General features: G+C 33.6%; 12 protein-coding genes. 7 read left to right on the top strand and 5 right to left on the bottom strand.

The window, feature by feature from the left end; genetic code table 11:
• Positions 1 to 470 precede the first annotated feature (470 nt).
• The gene (locus tag TERY_RS27795; RefSeq protein WP_071820751.1) at positions 471 to 569 is read right to left on the bottom strand and encodes a peptidoglycan-binding domain-containing protein; all 99 of its coding nucleotides are present in this window, start codon (positions 567 to 569) and stop codon (positions 471 to 473) included.
• Positions 570 to 972: 403 nt separating this feature from the next.
• Between TERY_RS27795 and TERY_RS10090 the strand changes: the two genes are divergently transcribed.
• From TERY_RS10090 to TERY_RS10085, 3 genes are all read left to right on the top strand, one after another.
• Positions 973 to 1,620, top strand: a complete 648-nt coding sequence (locus TERY_RS10090; RefSeq protein WP_011611731.1) for a histidine phosphatase family protein — start codon at positions 973 to 975, stop codon at positions 1,618 to 1,620.
• Positions 1,621 to 2,082: 462 nt separating this feature from the next.
• On the top strand, positions 2,083 to 2,217 hold the full coding sequence (locus TERY_RS27790) for a helix-turn-helix domain-containing protein (protein WP_196797269.1): 135 nt from the start codon (positions 2,083 to 2,085) through the stop codon (positions 2,215 to 2,217).
• Positions 2,218 to 2,347: 130 nt separating this feature from the next.
• Entirely contained in the window at positions 2,348 to 3,109 is a 762-nt protein-coding gene (locus TERY_RS10085) for a YebC/PmpR family DNA-binding transcriptional regulator (RefSeq protein ID WP_011611730.1), read from the top strand.
• An 865-nt stretch (positions 3,110 to 3,974) separates the two neighbouring features.
• Here TERY_RS10085 and TERY_RS10080 read toward each other — a convergent pair.
• From TERY_RS10080 to TERY_RS10070, 3 genes are all read right to left on the bottom strand, one after another.
• Positions 3,975 to 4,625: a L,D-transpeptidase family protein gene (locus TERY_RS10080; RefSeq protein WP_011611729.1), complete on the bottom strand. Its 651-nt coding sequence runs from the start codon at positions 4,623 to 4,625 to the stop codon at positions 3,975 to 3,977.
• 110 nt (positions 4,626 to 4,735) lie between these two features.
• Positions 4,736 to 5,395, bottom strand: coding sequence for a L,D-transpeptidase family protein (locus TERY_RS10075; RefSeq protein ID WP_011611728.1), 660 nt, complete (start codon positions 5,393 to 5,395; stop codon positions 4,736 to 4,738).
• Positions 5,396 to 6,065: 670 nt separating this feature from the next.
• On the bottom strand, positions 6,066 to 7,289 hold the full coding sequence (locus TERY_RS10070; RefSeq protein ID WP_011611727.1) for a DUF790 family protein: 1,224 nt from the start codon (positions 7,287 to 7,289) through the stop codon (positions 6,066 to 6,068).
• A 2,505-nt stretch (positions 7,290 to 9,794) separates the two neighbouring features.
• On the opposite strand from TERY_RS10070, the gene TERY_RS10065 reads away from it, so the two are divergent.
• The 4 genes from TERY_RS10065 to TERY_RS10050 all read left to right on the top strand — a co-directional run bounded on the left by TERY_RS10065 (position 9,795) and on the right by TERY_RS10050 (position 14,850).
• Positions 9,795 to 10,529 (top strand): Bax inhibitor-1 family protein, encoded by a 735-nt coding sequence (locus TERY_RS10065; protein ID WP_011611726.1) that lies wholly within the window; start codon positions 9,795 to 9,797, stop codon positions 10,527 to 10,529.
• A gap of 655 nt (positions 10,530 to 11,184) precedes the next feature.
• A protein-coding gene (gene prfB, locus TERY_RS10060; protein ID WP_155994386.1) for a peptide chain release factor 2 occupies positions 11,185 to 12,307 on the top strand; the annotation gives its coding sequence in 2 pieces (ribosomal slippage) (positions 11,185 to 11,256 and positions 11,258 to 12,307; 1,122 coding nt in all).
• A gap of 1,016 nt (positions 12,308 to 13,323) precedes the next feature.
• Complete coding sequence (locus tag TERY_RS10055; RefSeq protein WP_011611724.1) at positions 13,324 to 13,935, top strand: hypothetical protein; 612 nt, start codon at positions 13,324 to 13,326, stop codon at positions 13,933 to 13,935.
• Positions 13,936 to 14,412: 477 nt separating this feature from the next.
• Positions 14,413 to 14,850, top strand: a complete 438-nt coding sequence (locus TERY_RS10050) for a helix-turn-helix domain-containing protein (protein WP_011611723.1) — start codon at positions 14,413 to 14,415, stop codon at positions 14,848 to 14,850.
• A 358-nt stretch (positions 14,851 to 15,208) separates the two neighbouring features.
• On the opposite strand, the gene TERY_RS10045 is transcribed toward TERY_RS10050, so the two are convergent.
• Complete coding sequence (locus TERY_RS10045; protein ID WP_011611722.1) at positions 15,209 to 16,912, bottom strand: alpha/beta fold hydrolase; 1,704 nt, start codon at positions 16,910 to 16,912, stop codon at positions 15,209 to 15,211.
• Positions 16,913 to 17,763 lie beyond the last annotated feature (851 nt).

Genomic DNA, 17,763 nt, shown 5'->3' with positions numbered 1-17,763 from the left:
AACCTTGGTTAATTTCCTTTAATAGGGAGGGGAGCGAGGAGCTGTTAACGATGCCTCCATGCTATTTGGGTTTTAATTAATGCTACTGATATTCGATATTCGACTCAAAGCTTATTGGGAAAACTGCCAGACTGTACTCCTGAGATAGTTAAATATGGAAAAATGTTACAATATGGTAGGAGCAAATTTTTTTGTGTTTACCTGTAATAAAGCTCATGAATTTTATTAAAAATTCTTATCCTATATTCTTAAGTATCACCTTATTGGTGTTTTGGCAGAAACAGGAATATTGCCAGCTAAGCTGTATAACAATAGCTTAAATGTTTTGAGATTAACTGTGATTACACTGACTATTATACTCACAACTACAACAGGAGGTTATGGAGGAAAACTATCAGATACCGCTTTCAATAAAAGCCTAGGTTCCCGGATAGACCATTCCTGTTGCTATTAGAAATACCAAACTAATTTTAAAATATATACACTGCTTTCTCTGTTTCTTTTCCGTAAGTTCCATTATCAGTTCCTAGATAGTAACCTTTTTGCTTTAAATTAGTCTGTAGCTTAATAAGATCCTATTCTTGGTCATTTTCTTGATGGTTTTCAGTGGTATATAGATCTGAAAGGTTAGCACCCTAAAATTTTTCTGCATTTCTGAGTTGAGCAATTTTTTCTGCAAGTTCAAGGGAAAAAGAATTTGCAGAATGTTCTATTTTAATTAAAGTTGTTAAAAAAATAGCAGTTCCCAAGGCAACTAAAGTAAGTTTTAGAATGAGATATTTTTTTGAGGAATTTATGGATAATATTCCTTTCCTTACCTGTTGGTGTTGTAAAGATTTGGTAAAGATATTCAATAATTTAATAAATTTTTGGTAGAGCAACAGCAGATTTATGGCTACTGTCTGAAAATTTAATTCCTTGAGATATGTTAATTACTATATATTAAGGTGACAACCTGTCACAAATAAATTTATGTTTCAACAAACAGTCTGGATAGCAAGACACGGAAACCGTATCGACTTTGTTAACCCTGAATGGTTTAACACTGCCAAAAGACCATACGATCCCCATCTTTCAGATGATGGCGTTGTTCAAGCACAACAACTAGCAAAACGTTTAATTGGGGAAAATATCACCCAAATTTTTGCTTCTCCCTTTTTACGAACTGTACAAACTGCCAATGAAATAGCAAAAGTTCTTGATTTAGCCATCAAATTAGATTGGGGTTTATGTGAATGGTTAAATCCAAAATGGATGCCTGCTATGCCAGAAACCCTGTCTAGAGAAAATCTTGCCCAAACTTATCCTAGAATCGACCTTTCTTACGATAGAGGTACTCCCAAATATCCCGAAACCTGGAAAGATTGTATGAAACGCACAGGAGAAGTTTCTAAGGGTTTGGTGAAAGAGTTTCCTACAGAAAATATTTTATTGGTGGGGCACGGTGTCTCAGTTATTGGTACTGCTGCTGGATTAGTTGGTGAAATTGCGGAAACTGAACTCAAGGCTCCTCTTTGTTGTTTGGTCAAAATTGTTTTGCAAGAAGAGCAGTGGGTAATGGAATTAAGTGGGGATACTTCCCATCTAGATAATAGAGAAACTACTGTCAGGTTTGTTTAGTGAATTGGGGAATAAGGAGTAGAGATTAGAAATTAGGGAAGGTTAAATACTGAAATTATAGGCATAATTATAAACAATGATTAGCGGGGATTCCACAAATGATTTACAAGGGTTGAAGGGTATAACTCTTGTATTATAAGCATTTTGCCCATTTAATGGGATCCCTTATCAATAGTAGGAAGTGCAGGAAGTGATAACAGGATTCTATAATTATGAGTTAAAAGTATGGGAAAAACTAAATCCTAAGTCTCTTTTTAAGTCCTCTTTAATAAGACCCTAAGACCGAAGCTAGATAAATTTTAGATAAATTTTGAGTTAGAGATGTGATAATTGTGGTTAACAATTTAGTAACTATTTTAGAACATTTTTTTACTGAAAATCCTGGGTCTAGAGGAATGTCCTTCTAGGAGGGCTTTACATTTCTATGCTATAGTTAGAAAAAAATAGTTAATTTTCTCTCCTGTGCTAACTCTCAATTATCAGGATAGGTTGATACCTATTATTGAGGAAACTTCTGCCATTGACAGATGGCTAGATATTTATCACTTTGTGTATAACTATGCACTTAGAGAGAGGAAAGACTGGACTAACTCCTAAAAATACCGGATTTATCGCTGCTCTATTGAGTCTGAGTACATTGTTTCAGCTCCCGGTACAGAGTATGTCAAGTGTAACTAGTTATGAAAATTACTGAAGTTAGGATATATTTTTTACAAGATTTGATTTTATGGCAGGACATAGTAAGTGGGCCAATATTAAACGCCAAAAAGCAAGAGTTGATGCTGTTAAAGGAAAAGTTTTCGCTAAAGTATCTCGGCAAATTATTGTTGCTGCTCGCAGTGGAGCTGATCCTGCTGGTAATTTTCAGTTACGCACGGCGATAGAGAAGGCAAAGACAGTAGGTATTCCCAATGATAATATTGAACGAGCGATCGCTAAAGGTTCAGGCCAATTAAATGATGGCAGTCAATTGGAGGAGATTCGTTATGAGGGCTATGGTGCTGGAGGTATAGCAATTATAATTGAGGCCTTGACAGATAACCGCAACCGTACAGCAGCAGACCTAAGAAGTGCGTTTACCAAAAATGGTGGTAATTTAGGTGAGACTGGTTGCGTGAGTTGGATGTTTGACCAAAAAGGTGTGGTTAGTATTACAGGAAGTTATGATGAGGATGAGTTACTCGAAGCATCTGTGGAAGGGGAAGCGGAATATTATGAAGTAATTGCAGAAGATGATTTTCAAGGTGTGGAGGTTTTCACGGAAACTACTAATTTAGAAAATTTGAGTCAGGTATTACAAGAGAAGGGCTTTGATATTAGTGAGGTAGAATTTCGGTGGGTTTCTGCTCATACTATTGAGGTGAGTGATCCGGAACAGGCGCGATCGCTTCTCAAGTTAATGGATGCTCTTGACGATCTTGATGATGTGCAGAATATTACTGCTAATTTCGATATAGCAAACAAACTTTTGAAGACTTTAGCTAGTTGAATATTCTAAGTTATAGGGCTAGGAGCAAGTAAGATAGGATAGCAGTTAGATGGGCGAGGTACAGGAGTCAAAAATTAGAAGTAATTTCTGAGGTGGTTTCAATTTTTAGCAGTGCCCACACCATATCTTTCAACTATTTAAAAATAGCTGACAGCGTTTTCATGTTAGCAGAATATAAAAAATGGGACGTTTTATGCAACGTCCCATAACGGGTGATTATGAAAACTATTCTGATAAACCTACAATTATCTATATAGATCTCTGAAGATACTCGCTTATATTAGTTCTATTCGGCGCCTTACCTTGGCTACCTAAGATTATCAAGCTCCCCTAGGATACTCTTGAAACTGAACTCCATCGTTAGGTTTAAACTGGCATTTAAGCCTCGCTTCACAACTCAAACTACAGTCTTCACACTTGAAGAACACATACTACTGAGCAGATAATAATACCTCAGACAGGCCAGTAATTTTTCGGTTTAACTTCAACCAAAAGCTTATGTAATATAAGTCAATGGTAGTGATAAATTTCATTTTACACTTCAGAGATTTGAGAAGCTATAAAAAAGGGACATTTTTCCTTAACCACAAACCCCAATTTATTTACATGACAGGCTACAGATATCATGTTGAACCAGCAATGTTTTGGGCTAGTTATTTGGGTACAGTTCAGTTTTAAGTCCAATTAGCATGAATAAAGATACAGCGCTTTCCATTGTCATGATATATGCCCACCCAGACAAAATGCCCACACCAAATAATTTTTAAAGCTTACTTTATACATCATTGTTCCGGTGCTGCTGCTGTAACTACAGATAGAGATAGATAATACCAGATTATAGTCAATACCTTACATTCCCTATAAACTATGGTTCTACCACCACCTCGGTACCTACTTGTACTTTCTGAAATAACTTAATCACATCCTCATTATACATCCGCACGCAACCGTGGGAAGCCGCAGATCCAATTGATCCTACAGTTGGAGTACCATGAAAGCCAATGGAGTCTTTACCGTCTGTCCAAAAACCAATCCATCTCAGTCCCAGGGCAGTATTTGGTCCGGCTGGCATTACCTCACCCGTCCAGGGGTTCTGCCATTTAGGATTTTCTACCATTTGAATAACTTTGAAATTGCCTTTGGGAGTTTCCCAACCTGGTTTACCCACTGCTACAGGATAACTAGCAACTTCTTTTTCTCCCTCGTATACATATACCCGCCTCTCACCGATGCGGAGTACGACACGAACTAACTCTTCTGCTTTTATACCCAAATATTTTTGAAAGTCTTTGATAGCTTGATCTAATTTGGGCATTAAGCTATCAGATGGTAAATTGGTATCTATCTGTGTTTGTTGATTATTATTGCTAGTCTCAGTAGTAGGGGTAGAAGCTATAGCGAAGCTTTTACTAAATAAAATAATTGCTGTGGTCAGGACAATAGCTGTTAAATTATATTTTCCCTGGATGATTTTGCGAATAAAATATAGCCATTTATTTGTAGTAGATTGTATCATTTTGACTCCTCAAATATCCCACTTAATTAGTTAGCTGAAAACTAGTGAGATAATATTTTAATACAATTCGGATATTAAAAATGTTTTAATTAAACTTTACTTGTATTTTTTTAAGGTTCTACTACGACAATTGTACCAATGGTTACTTTTTCAAATAGATCTAGCACATCTTGGTTGAACATTCTCACACAACCATGAGAGGCTGCTTGTCCTACAGTTTCTTCGTTAGGGGTTCCATGAAAACCTATATAATTCGTGCCATCTGTCCAAAAACCAATCCATCTTTCCCCCAAAGGATTTTCTGGTCCAGGAGGTATGATTTCTCCTGTAAAGGGATGTGTCCAAGAAGGATTTGGTATTTTTTGGATAACTTTATGGGTTCCTGTGGGAGTTTCCCATCCTTCTTTACCAATAGCTATTGGGTAGCTGGTTTTTAATTGGTCATTTTTATAGACATAGACACGGCGATCGCTTAATTTTATGACTAAAGAAATTGTTTCATTAGGTTTAATATAAAGTTTATTTAGTGCTTTTTTTATAGTTATTGATTTTGGCTTTATCTTGGGAGTTTTTGCGATTAATTTTTTCCCATTTGTATCAACTACAGATTTATTTTTGATTGGAGTATAGCCATAAACTTGTTGCTGTGTCCAACTGATTACAAGAACTATTCCTAAACTTAAAAATATTAGTCTGTATAAATTACTAAATTTTATATAGGTTGAAATAATATTTTCACATTTTAAAGTTTTTATTACTAACTTTTTCATACAAGAAGTATATCCTAAACTACAAAAATATTAGAATTATTTTTTGGGAAGCAGTTGCCAATAAATAACTGTTTATATTAACATAATAAAAGAAACTATTGGTAACAATATTTTTGCAGAGAGCAGCAGTACAGAAATTTACTCAGCATTATTAGGTAATAAAGTAGACGGCAACCCTAGAGAAAATACATTGTATGGAAGGGAAAGTAAGTAGCAGTAAAAATAACGACGTCTTAGATAAAGGTGAAGGCAAGAATACACCCTATAAAAACTGAGGTAATAATCAACTATTGGGTAAGGATGTTGATGAAATCCTTAGAGGTGGTACGGGATATTATACCTTGAATGGAGGTAGAAGAAGTAATAGAGAAAGACAGTGTAGAAAGAGATACTTTCATCATCGTCCACCGAATAAGCATAGACCTAATCCTAGGATTCGAGGATGGTATATAATAATTTAATTATAAGTATGTAATAGTTTTAATCAAAGATAGTTAAAAGTGAGATTTAGACTTTTATCCAGGTTACTTTTATAGGAGCTGAACCCTAGTTTTAATGTAAATAATTCTGTTTAGGTGCTTAATATTTTTAACAATTAAAAGTATCGAATTATGTTAATTTTATCAACTTGAAAAAGAGAAATTTTGACTTATCTTTAGGGTTATATAATCTACTCAATAGAGTCTAAAATTTCCAACACTGACTTAGGTAATAACTTATTCTTAAACCACACAATAGGCACTGATACATCTTTGACATTTACACCCGCCTTTTCTAAATTTAATCGTTCAGAAATAGCCAATATTAAATTATCACATTTAGCACTACGCACCTGAGCAAATTTCTTTCTTAAATATTCTGGTCGCCAATATCCAATTATTTCCAATAAATATGATACTCCGTTAGGATGAATTAGTCTAAAATCAGGAATCATGACACTACCAGGAATAGGAATTAAATCAACTTCCCTTTCTAATTTCCACTTAGTTTTTAACTTTGCCCAACGTTCTGCAAATGATGCTTCTAACATACTATCATAAGGTTTTCCTGGTGGATAATGACTAACTAAATCACAATCAGAATTAAGACTAAATATACCTGTTTTCCAAGCTCCACTAAAAGGGTCACGATTTTGTAAAGTTGCGTGTAAATTCCATTTAGTAACATGCAATAATGCCGGCAACATTTTTGCTAATGCTAAACCATAACGAATGCTAGGTTTAAATAAACTATAGGGACCGTCTATTGTAAGAGTAAAACCTTTGTCGGCATCTCCTTCAATATAAGTCATTAATTGAAATAATTTCACATATCTAAATAACAGTTTATATTCTCCTGGATCGTTGCGATAAGCATTTAATTTAATATGACTAGCTTTATAAAAAATACCTTGAACTTGAGAAAGGTTATATCTATGTAATAAATCTTCTGGTTTAGGAGCATCAAATTGAGTCAAAATTCGATTTTCTTGTAAGTCTGCATAGAGACCTTTTTTAATTTCATCAGGTACAACTTCTTGGTTTAACTCCTGACTTAATTTAGTTGCTAAATTCTCTAAAGTTAATTGTGTCGCTCTAATACTAGGAGCAACTTCTGCTGCCATAGCAAAAACACGATTTCTTAATTCTATCGGTTCAAGAGGACTCATTATTTCAAAAGTAGAAAAACTGCCTCTGAGAATATGTGCTAATCCTCGTTTAAAGCGATAATTAGTGTCATCCCCTTCAATTGACTGTAAACGTTTATCAAGTTTTCCTTGGGTTTTTCCCAATGTTTCTTGGAAACAATTAATCATTTCCATGGCAATAGTTAAATTTTTGGCATCTATTTTTAGCTTTTGAGGAATGATTGTTTCTCCAATTTGACGATGAGAAAGTAAGTCGTTTGGCAACATAATTTACGATTTTTATTACAAAATTTTAGCATTTATTATAAAGTATATATTTATAATTATATAATTACTTTAATATTATTATTATTATCAGTATAAACAGCATTTAAACTTAAATTAATTCCTACTAAATTTTCTTCAAAATTATGAGTTTCTTTTCTCTCAAGGTTTACTAAAAACTGAGCAGAATAACCTCGCCTCAAATCTAATAACTCTAATACGACTTATTTACTATTCTGAGCACTAGACTAAATCATGGTTAGTTCATAAGTCAAAGACACTAGCTTTAAAACTATTTTGCAACTCAATTGTATTTTGTTCTGGAAATACTTGATAACTAGTTATTTTGTACTCTACTAGATAATTGAATTTGGGGATTTGGAGCACCTTTTTTACTTGATTGATTCGGGCTACAATTCTTGTAGAATCATAGAATTGATTACATGTTCTATGGGTTGATTCTTGTCTTGTTATAGAGTTTAGCTTTTTAACCAAAGGAAAATTAAGTGGCTAAACAAAATTAATGATATATTTTTAACTGAAAATTACCATAGTAAACTTTGCAAACTCTCATAAGCATCAAATTTAATCCTTTCATATTTAATAAATTTCCTGAGAGTCTCAATTAAGTTTTTCTTAATTGATTAATTAGGCAACCCAAAAATGTGGAAATTTATTTGCTCTCATTTTTATAGCTTTTTAATTAAATTATCACTCTTTATAATTGAGTCTTGAGGGATAATTGCTATCTATATATCTAGACAAATTCTCTCTAAATTTATCTTAAAATTATCTGACATTTTTATTATTAATAATGGTGATTATTTGATATATTTGCACTATATTTATTGCCTTTGTGTAAGTCATTTTGATATTATTTAGACTTGATATATACTTACTCAGTAATATTAAATCATATACTATTTATCAGTATTAAGGTTGTTGCCCCCTAGTATATATTATGGTGACTGCGTAAGTTATTTAATGCTTGAGAATACTAATTTGAAGGAGTGTAAATTATAACTATAAGGCTGAAGAATTTCTTTTCCATTATTTGTTTAATTTTTATCATTATATCATTGCATTAATAATACTGCGTAGCCCTATATTATGACATTTATAAAAAAAAATCTACATTTTATTGAGTATAAAAGTAGGGTAAGGTTAGCGGGATAATAGACAATAAGTAAAATTAAAAATTAATATTAATTGAAGTAATAGTAGTAAAAAAGTTGTTGATTTTCTCTGAATTCTTGAATAACTAAACTTTTACCAAACTTGGCATTATTTATAGCAATTAGTATTAAGTACTTTTTACATAATAGATATCTCTAAAATAAAAATTAAGCTATAATCGTAGTGAATATTTTGTAAAAAATATCTCCTAATGAATCAAATATTAGAAAATATTAATCACTATCCAAAACAAAGAAAAATAATTGTTAATCTTACTGATAAGAAATGGAAAAAAATTAGTAAAAAATGCTAAAATTATAGATAAAAATAAAAAAGCTAAAAATAGCTCAAATAAAAAAAGAAATAATTAAATTAAGAGGAGGTCTAAATAAATGACTAAAAGTAGAAGAGCAAATTATTTTAACTTTATACATACTATTTACATCATATACCCACATTTGCTAATACTAGGAATTAACTTTGGTGTAGGTGAGTTCACTATCAACAATATATTTGATTATTTGATATAAATATTGCAATAATTATTGCTATCGAGTTTGTCAGAACAATTATGATAAAAAAATGAATATTTATGGGCACAATAAATAAATTATAACAAAACAATAATTGATTATATATATACTAATCCTAAATAATTTTGAATGTAAATAAAGTATCATAGAAAAGTACAATTGTTAAGGGTAGCTAATTTGAATATATATCATACTTTATCTAATATAATTTACGATTTTTATAGTACATAATGAAATATATATAGGCTAGATAATAATGATGAATAGAAAAATCTTGCTCTGACAAAAAAGTAAAAATATAAATGAAAAACTGAACAATAACTAATATTAATTCACAGATATAATATAGCAGATATAATTTTAAAAAAAATACAAAAACGTCTATTGTTTGACCATAACGAAAAAAAAATCAAATAACTTAACTATGTTAAAAGAACTGCAAAAATAATCAAATTGTCTTATGAAATTTTGCCTAGGAGTTTTTCTGAGGATGGGTAGCAACTAAACCTGTAACAACTACACCAAAACTTAAATAATGTCGTTATTTCAAGCAATGTTTCGTCAGGTTTCATTATAATATATATATCCAAAAATACTGATTTTGGAAAAGGAGTATAAGGGTTTGAGAAGCTTTTTGGAGGAGAAGTCTAATATCAACGTTTGTTACTGAGCCATCGAATCCTAAATTTGCTTGTACGTCAACTTCACATAATAGTGGATTTGGTATATGCACAAAATCAACTCCAGTGTCACAATATTATAAATAGAAATTCTTTTTGATTAACTAAGAGAAAAAATTATGGCTAATACCAGTAATTTCCGTCAAGCAATGCGTGATGCCAAAGGCCAATCGTTAGTTGGCCCTAATGTCATTGTTAATGCTTTACCTTTTGTAGGCGGTGGCCTCGTTCTTACAGCAGTAGGTATATTTGGTGGCCTAGGAGTCTTAAAATCTAACCCTGGTCTATTTCAAACTACCTTCTGGATAGCATTGGTAGCAGAATTAGCCCTATTTTTTGTTGCCCGTACAATTGCGGAAAAGGGTAATAATAATGTGGCTCTACCTTTATTAGCTACTTATAGCTTGCTATCAGGATATACCCTGGCTGGTTTAGTATATATAGCTTTAAATACGCAAGGAGTAGGTCTTGGGGGACTAGGTTTTGCAGCTGGTGGTTGTGGTGTCACCTTTATTGCAGCTCGTCAAATAGGATCAAATTTGTCTGAAGAAGATGGAATGGCTTTAACAAGAACTGTGAGCCTAGGAATAACTGCATTATTGGTGGCGGTTATCGGCCAAGTTATTTTGAGATTTTTTGGTGTCTATACTGCAGGGTGGTTAGAAATTGCCATTTCTGGTATTGGTGTATTTTTATTTGCTGGTGCTGCAGTAGTAGATTTCTATATTATGCCCCGTACTTATCGCGACGATCAGTATGTTCTCGCAGCTCTCTCAATGTACTTAACTTATATCAACCTATTCATATTTATTCTACGACTTCTAATTGCAATTAGTGGTGGTAGTCGCGACTAGGTTGTTAATAGCAGTGAGCAGTTGATGAAATAACTCTACTGCTGCTGTAGGGGTTTCGCTACTAAACCCCTACCTCTGGGCATTTTATCTAAAATTTAAGAACTATGTGGTTTATTCTAATCATCCCAAGGTATCAAATACAATGGAGATGTGAATGGTTTCTTGAAGATTTTACCCACGAGCAAGCTGGTAACTCCGTTTTTGATGGAAAGCTGATCAAGAGGTTTCTATTTAGTTTTGTAAGGTTAAAGCCTGATAAAGTTTGAGTAGATTTGTCAACAAAGTTAGTAATTATGGAAGTATAATGATCAACTTTTCAGATTACGCCAATTGCAAAAAAAAGTTTTAACTTCAGTTACATTATCCTATAACACTACAAAAAAGTCAAGACTTACCCAGGCTAATCCAGAAACTAAGTTTTTTTGCCCAAGTCTTTTGTCAATTCTTTTGTAAAGTCTTTTCTCAAAAACAATAATTTATCTGAGAAGTTGGTCGCGCACCTGGGTAAGTCCTAAAATTATTAAGATATTGAGAAAATTGAAGTCCTTGAGAGCCAATAGTTTTTACTTGATTTGATAGCTTATAGCTGAATGCTATACTACAAATAATTTTGATTATAGTACTAAGTCTAGTTTTAAATTTAGGAGAGATCTCTATGGAAGTATTAGCCATTAAACGAGAAATAGAAAATTTGTCCTTTCGCCTGGGCACAACCCAGGACTATCTTTGACATTCCTGCATTAAAAGCTAAAATCCAAGATTTAGAACAAATTGCAGCTCAACCGGAATTTTGGGATGACCAAACGACGGCACAAAAGATTCTGCAACAACTGAATGATCTGAAATCCCATCTTGAGCAATATCAACAATGGCAAAATAATCTGGAAGATACTAGAGCGATCGTTGAGTTATTGGAACTAGAAACAGATGAATCTTTACTAGCAGAAGCTAATTTAACAATTGCTAATCTCAACCAGGAGTTAGACCAATGGGAGTTGCAGCAATTATTATCTGGTCTATATGACCAAAATGGAGCAGTGGTGACTATTAATGCTGGGGCAGGAGGTACAGATGCTCAAGATTGGGCAGAAATGTTGTTGCGGATGTATACTCGCTGGGGAGAAGAGCATAAGTATAAGGTGCAGTTGGCCGAAATTTCTGAGGGGGATGAAGCAGGTCTTAAGTCTGCAACTTTAGAAATTATTGGTCGGTATGCTTATGGTTACTTGAAGGCGGAAAAAGGTACTCATCGCTTAGTCAGAATTTCACCTTTTAATGCTAATGGCAAACGACAAACTAGTTTTGCTGGTGTGGAGGTGATGCCCATATTAGACCATTCTGTAGAATTGGATATTCCAGAGAAGGATCTCGAAATTACAACTTCTCGTTCTGGGGGTAAGGGTGGTCAAAATGTGAATAAAGTAGAAACGGCGGTGCGAGTAGTTCATATTCCTACAGGTCTTTCTGTGCGTTGTACCCAAGAGCGTAGTCAGTTACAAAATAAGGATAAAGCTTTGGCATTATTGAAAGCTAGGTTACTGATAATTGCTCAAGAGCAACGTGCTCAAGAAATTAATGAAATTCGCGGTGATATGGTAGAAGCTGCTTGGGGTAATCAAATTCGTAACTATGTTTTCCATCCTTATCAAATGGTTAAAGATTTACGGACTCAGAAGGAAACTACTGCTATTAATGATGTGATGAATGGTGAGTTAGACCAATTTATTGAGGCTTATTTACGCCAGGAAAATCAAATGGTCGAAAGTCAGTCTACTTAATTTAGTGGTGTGGGTGAACTAAGCTATGAATTAAGATATTTTCAAGATTTCAAGAGTAAGAAAAACTCAGGATCTAATACAAAATGGGTTAAAGTAGCGATCGCTGATTATGCTATCTGCTTATAGTATAGATATATTGAAAGAAATCTGTAGCTACCTATGATTAAGGTTAGGGAAAGATTGATGTTTGTAGAGCTTTTGACATTAGTCGCAATGCTTTGTGACCTGTTGATAAAACATCTAGAGGAAAAGGGAGATGTGGCTCTGGTATGGGAGGGGGTAGGGGAGAAACACTGAAAGTTAATGACCAGGAGTATTTTGAAGCGTTTGCTGATCTCTATTAGATTTGTTGGGTCTGGGAAAATGTAAAATAGTCAAAAGTTTACTATATAAGGTTTTCAGACTTTTAATAATTAAAATTATGCTTAAACCTGAACTTGTTTTGGGTTTAAGGAATTTTTTGGGCTTAATTCCTAACAACTCTATTTACTAAAGTGATAAAAAAGTGGTGCGTCAGCAAAATTCGGGATGAGTAATTAGGTCTCTCCCACCCCAAGGAGCGATATAGCTGCGACACTTACTGCATATACCTATGTAGCGCAGCGAAACCAGAATCTAGCTCTTTGTGCAACAGTATTTTCTTTGGAAGTATGAGAAGTATATTTGTTCAGGTTGAGCTTGTCTACTTTAGTATAGAGCGTTGAAAGTGTCACTGAAAATTTGCAGGAATTTGGGACAATTATATCCCTGAGTGACAATGCTTGTCTTTCTATAAGACTGGAGTTCTGTGATGGCCACACAGAGGACATTCCACAAGAATTAAAGGTATTGAAGGACTGTAATTATACTACCATTTCTACACTTTCTTGATGCACAACCCTTAGTTTTTAGCTAATTATTGTTCCTTACAACCAGAAAGAAAAAAAACTTACTCTGATTGATTGATTCTCTACTCCCTAGCTAAAAATGTGTCAAAATAAAAGGATATTATTGAACCCTGACTAATTTGTGTTCTTATGTCAAAGGTCTACAGCACTAACGAGCTAATAGATATCTTAGCTACAGAGCGCCAAGCTTGTCTTCTAGGGCAACGTCTTAATTTGGCTGCAACTCCCCATACTGGAAACCCAGTGGTTGACCAATTTCTCAAACCAGAAGCTTTCCAAAAGTTTACTGCTTATCAAGATTTTAAAGCTGCTATTCATCGCTACCAAAGAGAATATTTGGTCTCTGGTATTGTTTGGCGACAAGTTATGGTTAATGGTAGAACTATTAGTTTTCCTGTTGTGCATGAACAGTTAATTGCTTTGTCCGATGACTTAGAAATTTTGCAGGGAGCAAAGGTTTCTGTGTTAGATTTCTGGAACCAAGTGACGATAGGAATGGATTTGTATTTAAGTGTGAGTCATGGTCGAGACTTTCGCCAAATAGAGATATATGAGGTAGAGGCGATCGCTCAACGTACAGAATGGGTCAATATGCTGAAATGGGAAAAATCAAGCTTTTTGGAGATGCTTCTACAATTGGGATGGGGAAAACCAGAGTCAGCAGCTTATCGGAGAGGTTGGCCTAATTCTGGTAGTGAGTATATTCATGCTGTCAAACCAGGAAAACAACCTATTTGTTGAGATCTTAATTTTTCATTAACTGGCTATCAGCTTTTTTTTTGACGGAATGCTGCACAAATTTCATTTAGCTGTAAATTAAAAAAAAATTTAGGGTAATGGCGGAGGTTCAACAAGTTTAGTTTAGTAGTAAAACGATGTTCTGATATATTATTATTAAATTCACTAGTCTAGACTCTGATATCTGTCTCTCAAAGCTCAATTGCTAATCATTTAGGATATCCTGTTCTACCTTAAACCAATCAATTGGTTAAATACTAAGTCAATTAAATTTGCTGTATATCATCAAACCTGAGGTATAGCTGTATCAAGCAAAATTATCGCATTACAAAGGTTTGATTGATCATGAAGATTTGTACTTTTTATGCTAAAAATCTACCATAAAATATTATAGTAGTAATTTATTATTTTGTATGCTACAGATATTATGGAAAAAGTTTTAATCTTAGAACAGTAGTACAAAGGTAAAAGGAAATAAATATGGCCGGGGTATGTAAAATAGAAATTACAGAAACAGTTCCAGAACTCAAAACATTGTTAAATCATCAAAAGACCGTTAGTGGTTTTCAGAAGATTCAAGCATTGTATTTATTTAAAATTGGTCAAGTAGCAACTGTTAAAGAATTGGCAATTACTCTAGGAGTAAATCGAATTACAGTGCAACGGTGGTTAAGACAATATCGCAAGGAAGGACTTCCAGGACTATTGCACGTTAAACAAAATGGGGGACGCAAACCAGCAATTCCAGAAGAGGCACGAGATCAGTTGGAAAAACGACTGAATGATCCTGATAACGGTTTTGAAAGTTATGGAGAAATTCAAACATGGTTACAAAAGGAGTATAATATTAATGCTTCTTACAAAGCAGTTTATGCTACTGTTAAGTATCAGTTAAAGACTAAATTAGTCAAAAAATAATAGGTGTTCCTGAAGCAGAATGGTTTTTGGGGTTAGGGAGCAGGGAGTTTTTTCTTTGATCGGTGTTTTTGGAGAAGTCTAATAGGACCTGCCTCGGTCGACCACACTAGAGACCTTCAATGCTTTTCATTATTATTAAACCAGGAAGAGCGGAACGTTGAATGTCAACTCCCAGAGCGGACGATCATTTTTTTTTGATCTGGTTCATTCTTTTCCCTTGCTCAAGCTCAAAAATTTATCATTTTAGCTTGACTATGGTAGAGGTTCGCAAAGGACAAATATATCCAACCACCTGCTCTATAATTTCTATTTATCTCTATTCCCTATTCCCCAAAAAGACTTTTTCAATAAACCTTAATTAGTCTTTCCTTGCTTGTTTTGATACTTTGTTTAACTGAGTTTCTGGCAAAAAACGCACTAAACTCAGATTAAAAGGTCGCTCGCTGATCGCCTTAGCATAAGATGCTTGTAAATAAGAATGATATTCAGGGCGATCGGCAACGTGGCTTTGGAAAAATGCTAAACCAAAAGCATTAGCATAACCAACTACTACTTCTGGGTCTGGCTTAATTAACTCTTCTAAAGAAGTAAAGGCATTTTTGTTAACTGCACCCAGATTAATATTAATATGATCTGCTCCCTCTGTTAATACCAAATATTTATTGGTAGTTGGCAACCAAGTAAAAGAGTTTGCTTGTTCTAAAACTATGGGAGTAATTTTATCTTCACTCCCACTTCCCCATAAAACAGGTAACTTAATCTGACTGATACCAGCTTTTCCAAATAAACTACTATTCACTGGGTCAAGTACAAATATTGCTCCAATTCTATCATCTTTCAAGTTATATTTTTGTGGTTTCAATTCCAAAGCACGGCACTGTAGCAGCAGCGACATATTCAAAATTTCCATTTGTGGACCACAGTCTTGTTGGAGCTGATTAAAGTTAATCTCTGCACCTGCTAAGGCAAAGGCCGTAGAGGCTCCAAAAGAATGACCAAATATGCCAACTTTTTCTAAGTTTAACTGACCTTGTAATTGATATTTATTTAACTGTTCTAATTCATTTAATAAGAAAGAAATATCTAAAGGGCGATCGATAAACTCATTCCCTTGAAACATATCTTGAGTTTTACCTGCTAAGAATTTCTGGATATATTCATAATTACTACCTCTATGTTGAGGTAGGGCAACAGCAAATCCATAAGAGGCTAAATGTTCGGCCAAGCTCTGGAAGTTTACCCCATTAGAACCTAAACCATGAGAAATAACTACTACAGGAATTGAGGTTTCTTCTGAAGATATATTTGGCAAATAAAATTGGGCTGAAAAATTGCGATTACGTCCGGTATCTTCTAGAGTAATTTTTTGTTGTGAAAAGCTATATTTTCCCTTTTTCCTAATATCCGGTAATTGCGAGAAATCTACTCTTTTTTCTTGATTAGCTTCTTTTAATGTTAGTTCTGCTACTGTTTCAACCAAAGCTTTTGTCTCTTGTTCTACAGTAGAAATTTTTTCAGTCACAGCTACAATTTTTTTTGCTTCTAGCCACATAACATCACTGGGAAAATGACGGACAAAATTTATAATACTTAAGCCTGCAGAGTCATTTGCAGATTTTAATAAGGCTGTTTTAATTGCTTCTGCACCATTTTCAATAGAGGATGAACCACTATTAACTGAATGAGTTTTAATTACTTCTCCTAAACTGTTGAGGAATAATTTTCCCATAGGTGAGTGAAGAAATTGAGCAACTATTTGAGGTGGAAAATTGTAGCGAGTTTGCAAGAAGTCTCGGTATTCCTGTTCGTCTTCAGCTTCTAAAAGTAGCATATAGCTAGCTAGTTCATAGTTAATTTCTCCATTTTGAACATAACTTTCTAATGCTGATACTGAAATCAAAGTATTTAAACCTTCGTGACCAACAGAAATATGCTTGGCTGCATTCACTGGTAAAGCAGTTAAAATAGCAGGAATTATGCCTAGAGTTAGAGATTTTAACCAACGGCTCAAACCATAATAATTACTTGTAAGGTTGTTGTTTTTTTGAGCTACTTTTTCCATGGTTAATTACCCCTTATAATTAATAAATAACTTTTCATCTTTCTCTTAATATTTTTGGAGAAAGATGATAACCAATTGTTGTTGCTTCTTTTCAAATAGCTGTAATATCCCCTGATAAATTACTGTTTTATCGGAGGGATAATTCTATGTAAATAGTTAAGATAGATTTCAGTTTACAGAATAAATATTGACTTTTTTCTCTAAGTGTTTTTCAGAAATAATAATATCTTAAGATCGACTATAATTCAGTATGACAGAGTGTTAATCAATATTTTGCAGTGTTTGATACTGATTTTTTTCTCTAAAATTGCTATTAATTTTCCCATAAAGTTGGTCTGAAAAAGTAGAGCATTCATTACTAGATATAGTGGTAATCATTAAAATACCTCTGATTTTGTAAATTTTTGTAACACAATCTATAACGCTTCAGTGAGAAAATGATCATAGTAATGATGTCGCTAGTATGCAGAGAAAAAACTATCCCAGTCATCTCAAATTTGGCAAGTGTTTCAAATATTGAAGGCTCTAATAATTAGCGAGTACATAGAGGTAGAAGCCTGACTCATCACCTTGAACCTCTGACTTTTAAGATCATTTCTCAAAAATTTTTCTACATTTTATTAAGTCAAAAAGTAGAGAATAAGTAAACAAATAATTAACATTAACTTACCTAAAGAAAGTAAAAAAACTCTGTTTCTTATATGAGTTATTTAATCACTGAAGTTTTACCCAAGTAAAGCATTATTTATGGGAATTAGTATAACTTATCTCCACTATGCTTGAATAGGGCAAACGTATATTTTCAATAAACTAGGGTAAATTTTTGATAAACGGTAGTTTATTGCGCTTAT

Source organism: Trichodesmium erythraeum IMS101, assembly GCF_000014265.1.
Taxonomy (GTDB): Bacteria; Cyanobacteriota; Cyanobacteriia; order Cyanobacteriales; family Microcoleaceae; genus Trichodesmium; species Trichodesmium erythraeum.
Note: the sequence above shows the minus strand (reverse complement) of the source record. Positions and strands in the feature narration are given on the sequence as shown.

Bases quoted from the DNA above. Each gene is read 5' to 3' on its own strand.
- TERY_RS10090 (WP_011611731.1), top strand. From the start codon at position 973: ATGTTTCAACAAACAGTCTGGATAGCAAGACACGGAAACCGTATCGAC.
- TERY_RS10085 (WP_011611730.1), top strand. From the start codon at position 2,348: ATGGCAGGACATAGTAAGTGGGCCAATATTAAACGCCAAAAAGCAAGA.
- TERY_RS10080 (WP_011611729.1), bottom strand. From the start codon at position 4,625: ATGATACAATCTACTACAAATAAATGGCTATATTTTATTCGCAAAATC.
- TERY_RS10075 (WP_011611728.1), bottom strand. From the start codon at position 5,395: ATGAAAAAGTTAGTAATAAAAACTTTAAAATGTGAAAATATTATTTCA.
- TERY_RS10070 (WP_011611727.1), bottom strand. From the start codon at position 7,289: ATGTTGCCAAACGACTTACTTTCTCATCGTCAAATTGGAGAAACAATC.
- TERY_RS10065 (WP_011611726.1), top strand. From the start codon at position 9,795: ATGGCTAATACCAGTAATTTCCGTCAAGCAATGCGTGATGCCAAAGGC.
- TERY_RS10055 (WP_011611724.1), top strand. From the start codon at position 13,324: ATGTCAAAGGTCTACAGCACTAACGAGCTAATAGATATCTTAGCTACA.
- TERY_RS10050 (WP_011611723.1), top strand. From the start codon at position 14,413: ATGGCCGGGGTATGTAAAATAGAAATTACAGAAACAGTTCCAGAACTC.
- TERY_RS10045 (WP_011611722.1), bottom strand. From the start codon at position 16,912: ATGGAAAAAGTAGCTCAAAAAAACAACAACCTTACAAGTAATTATTAT.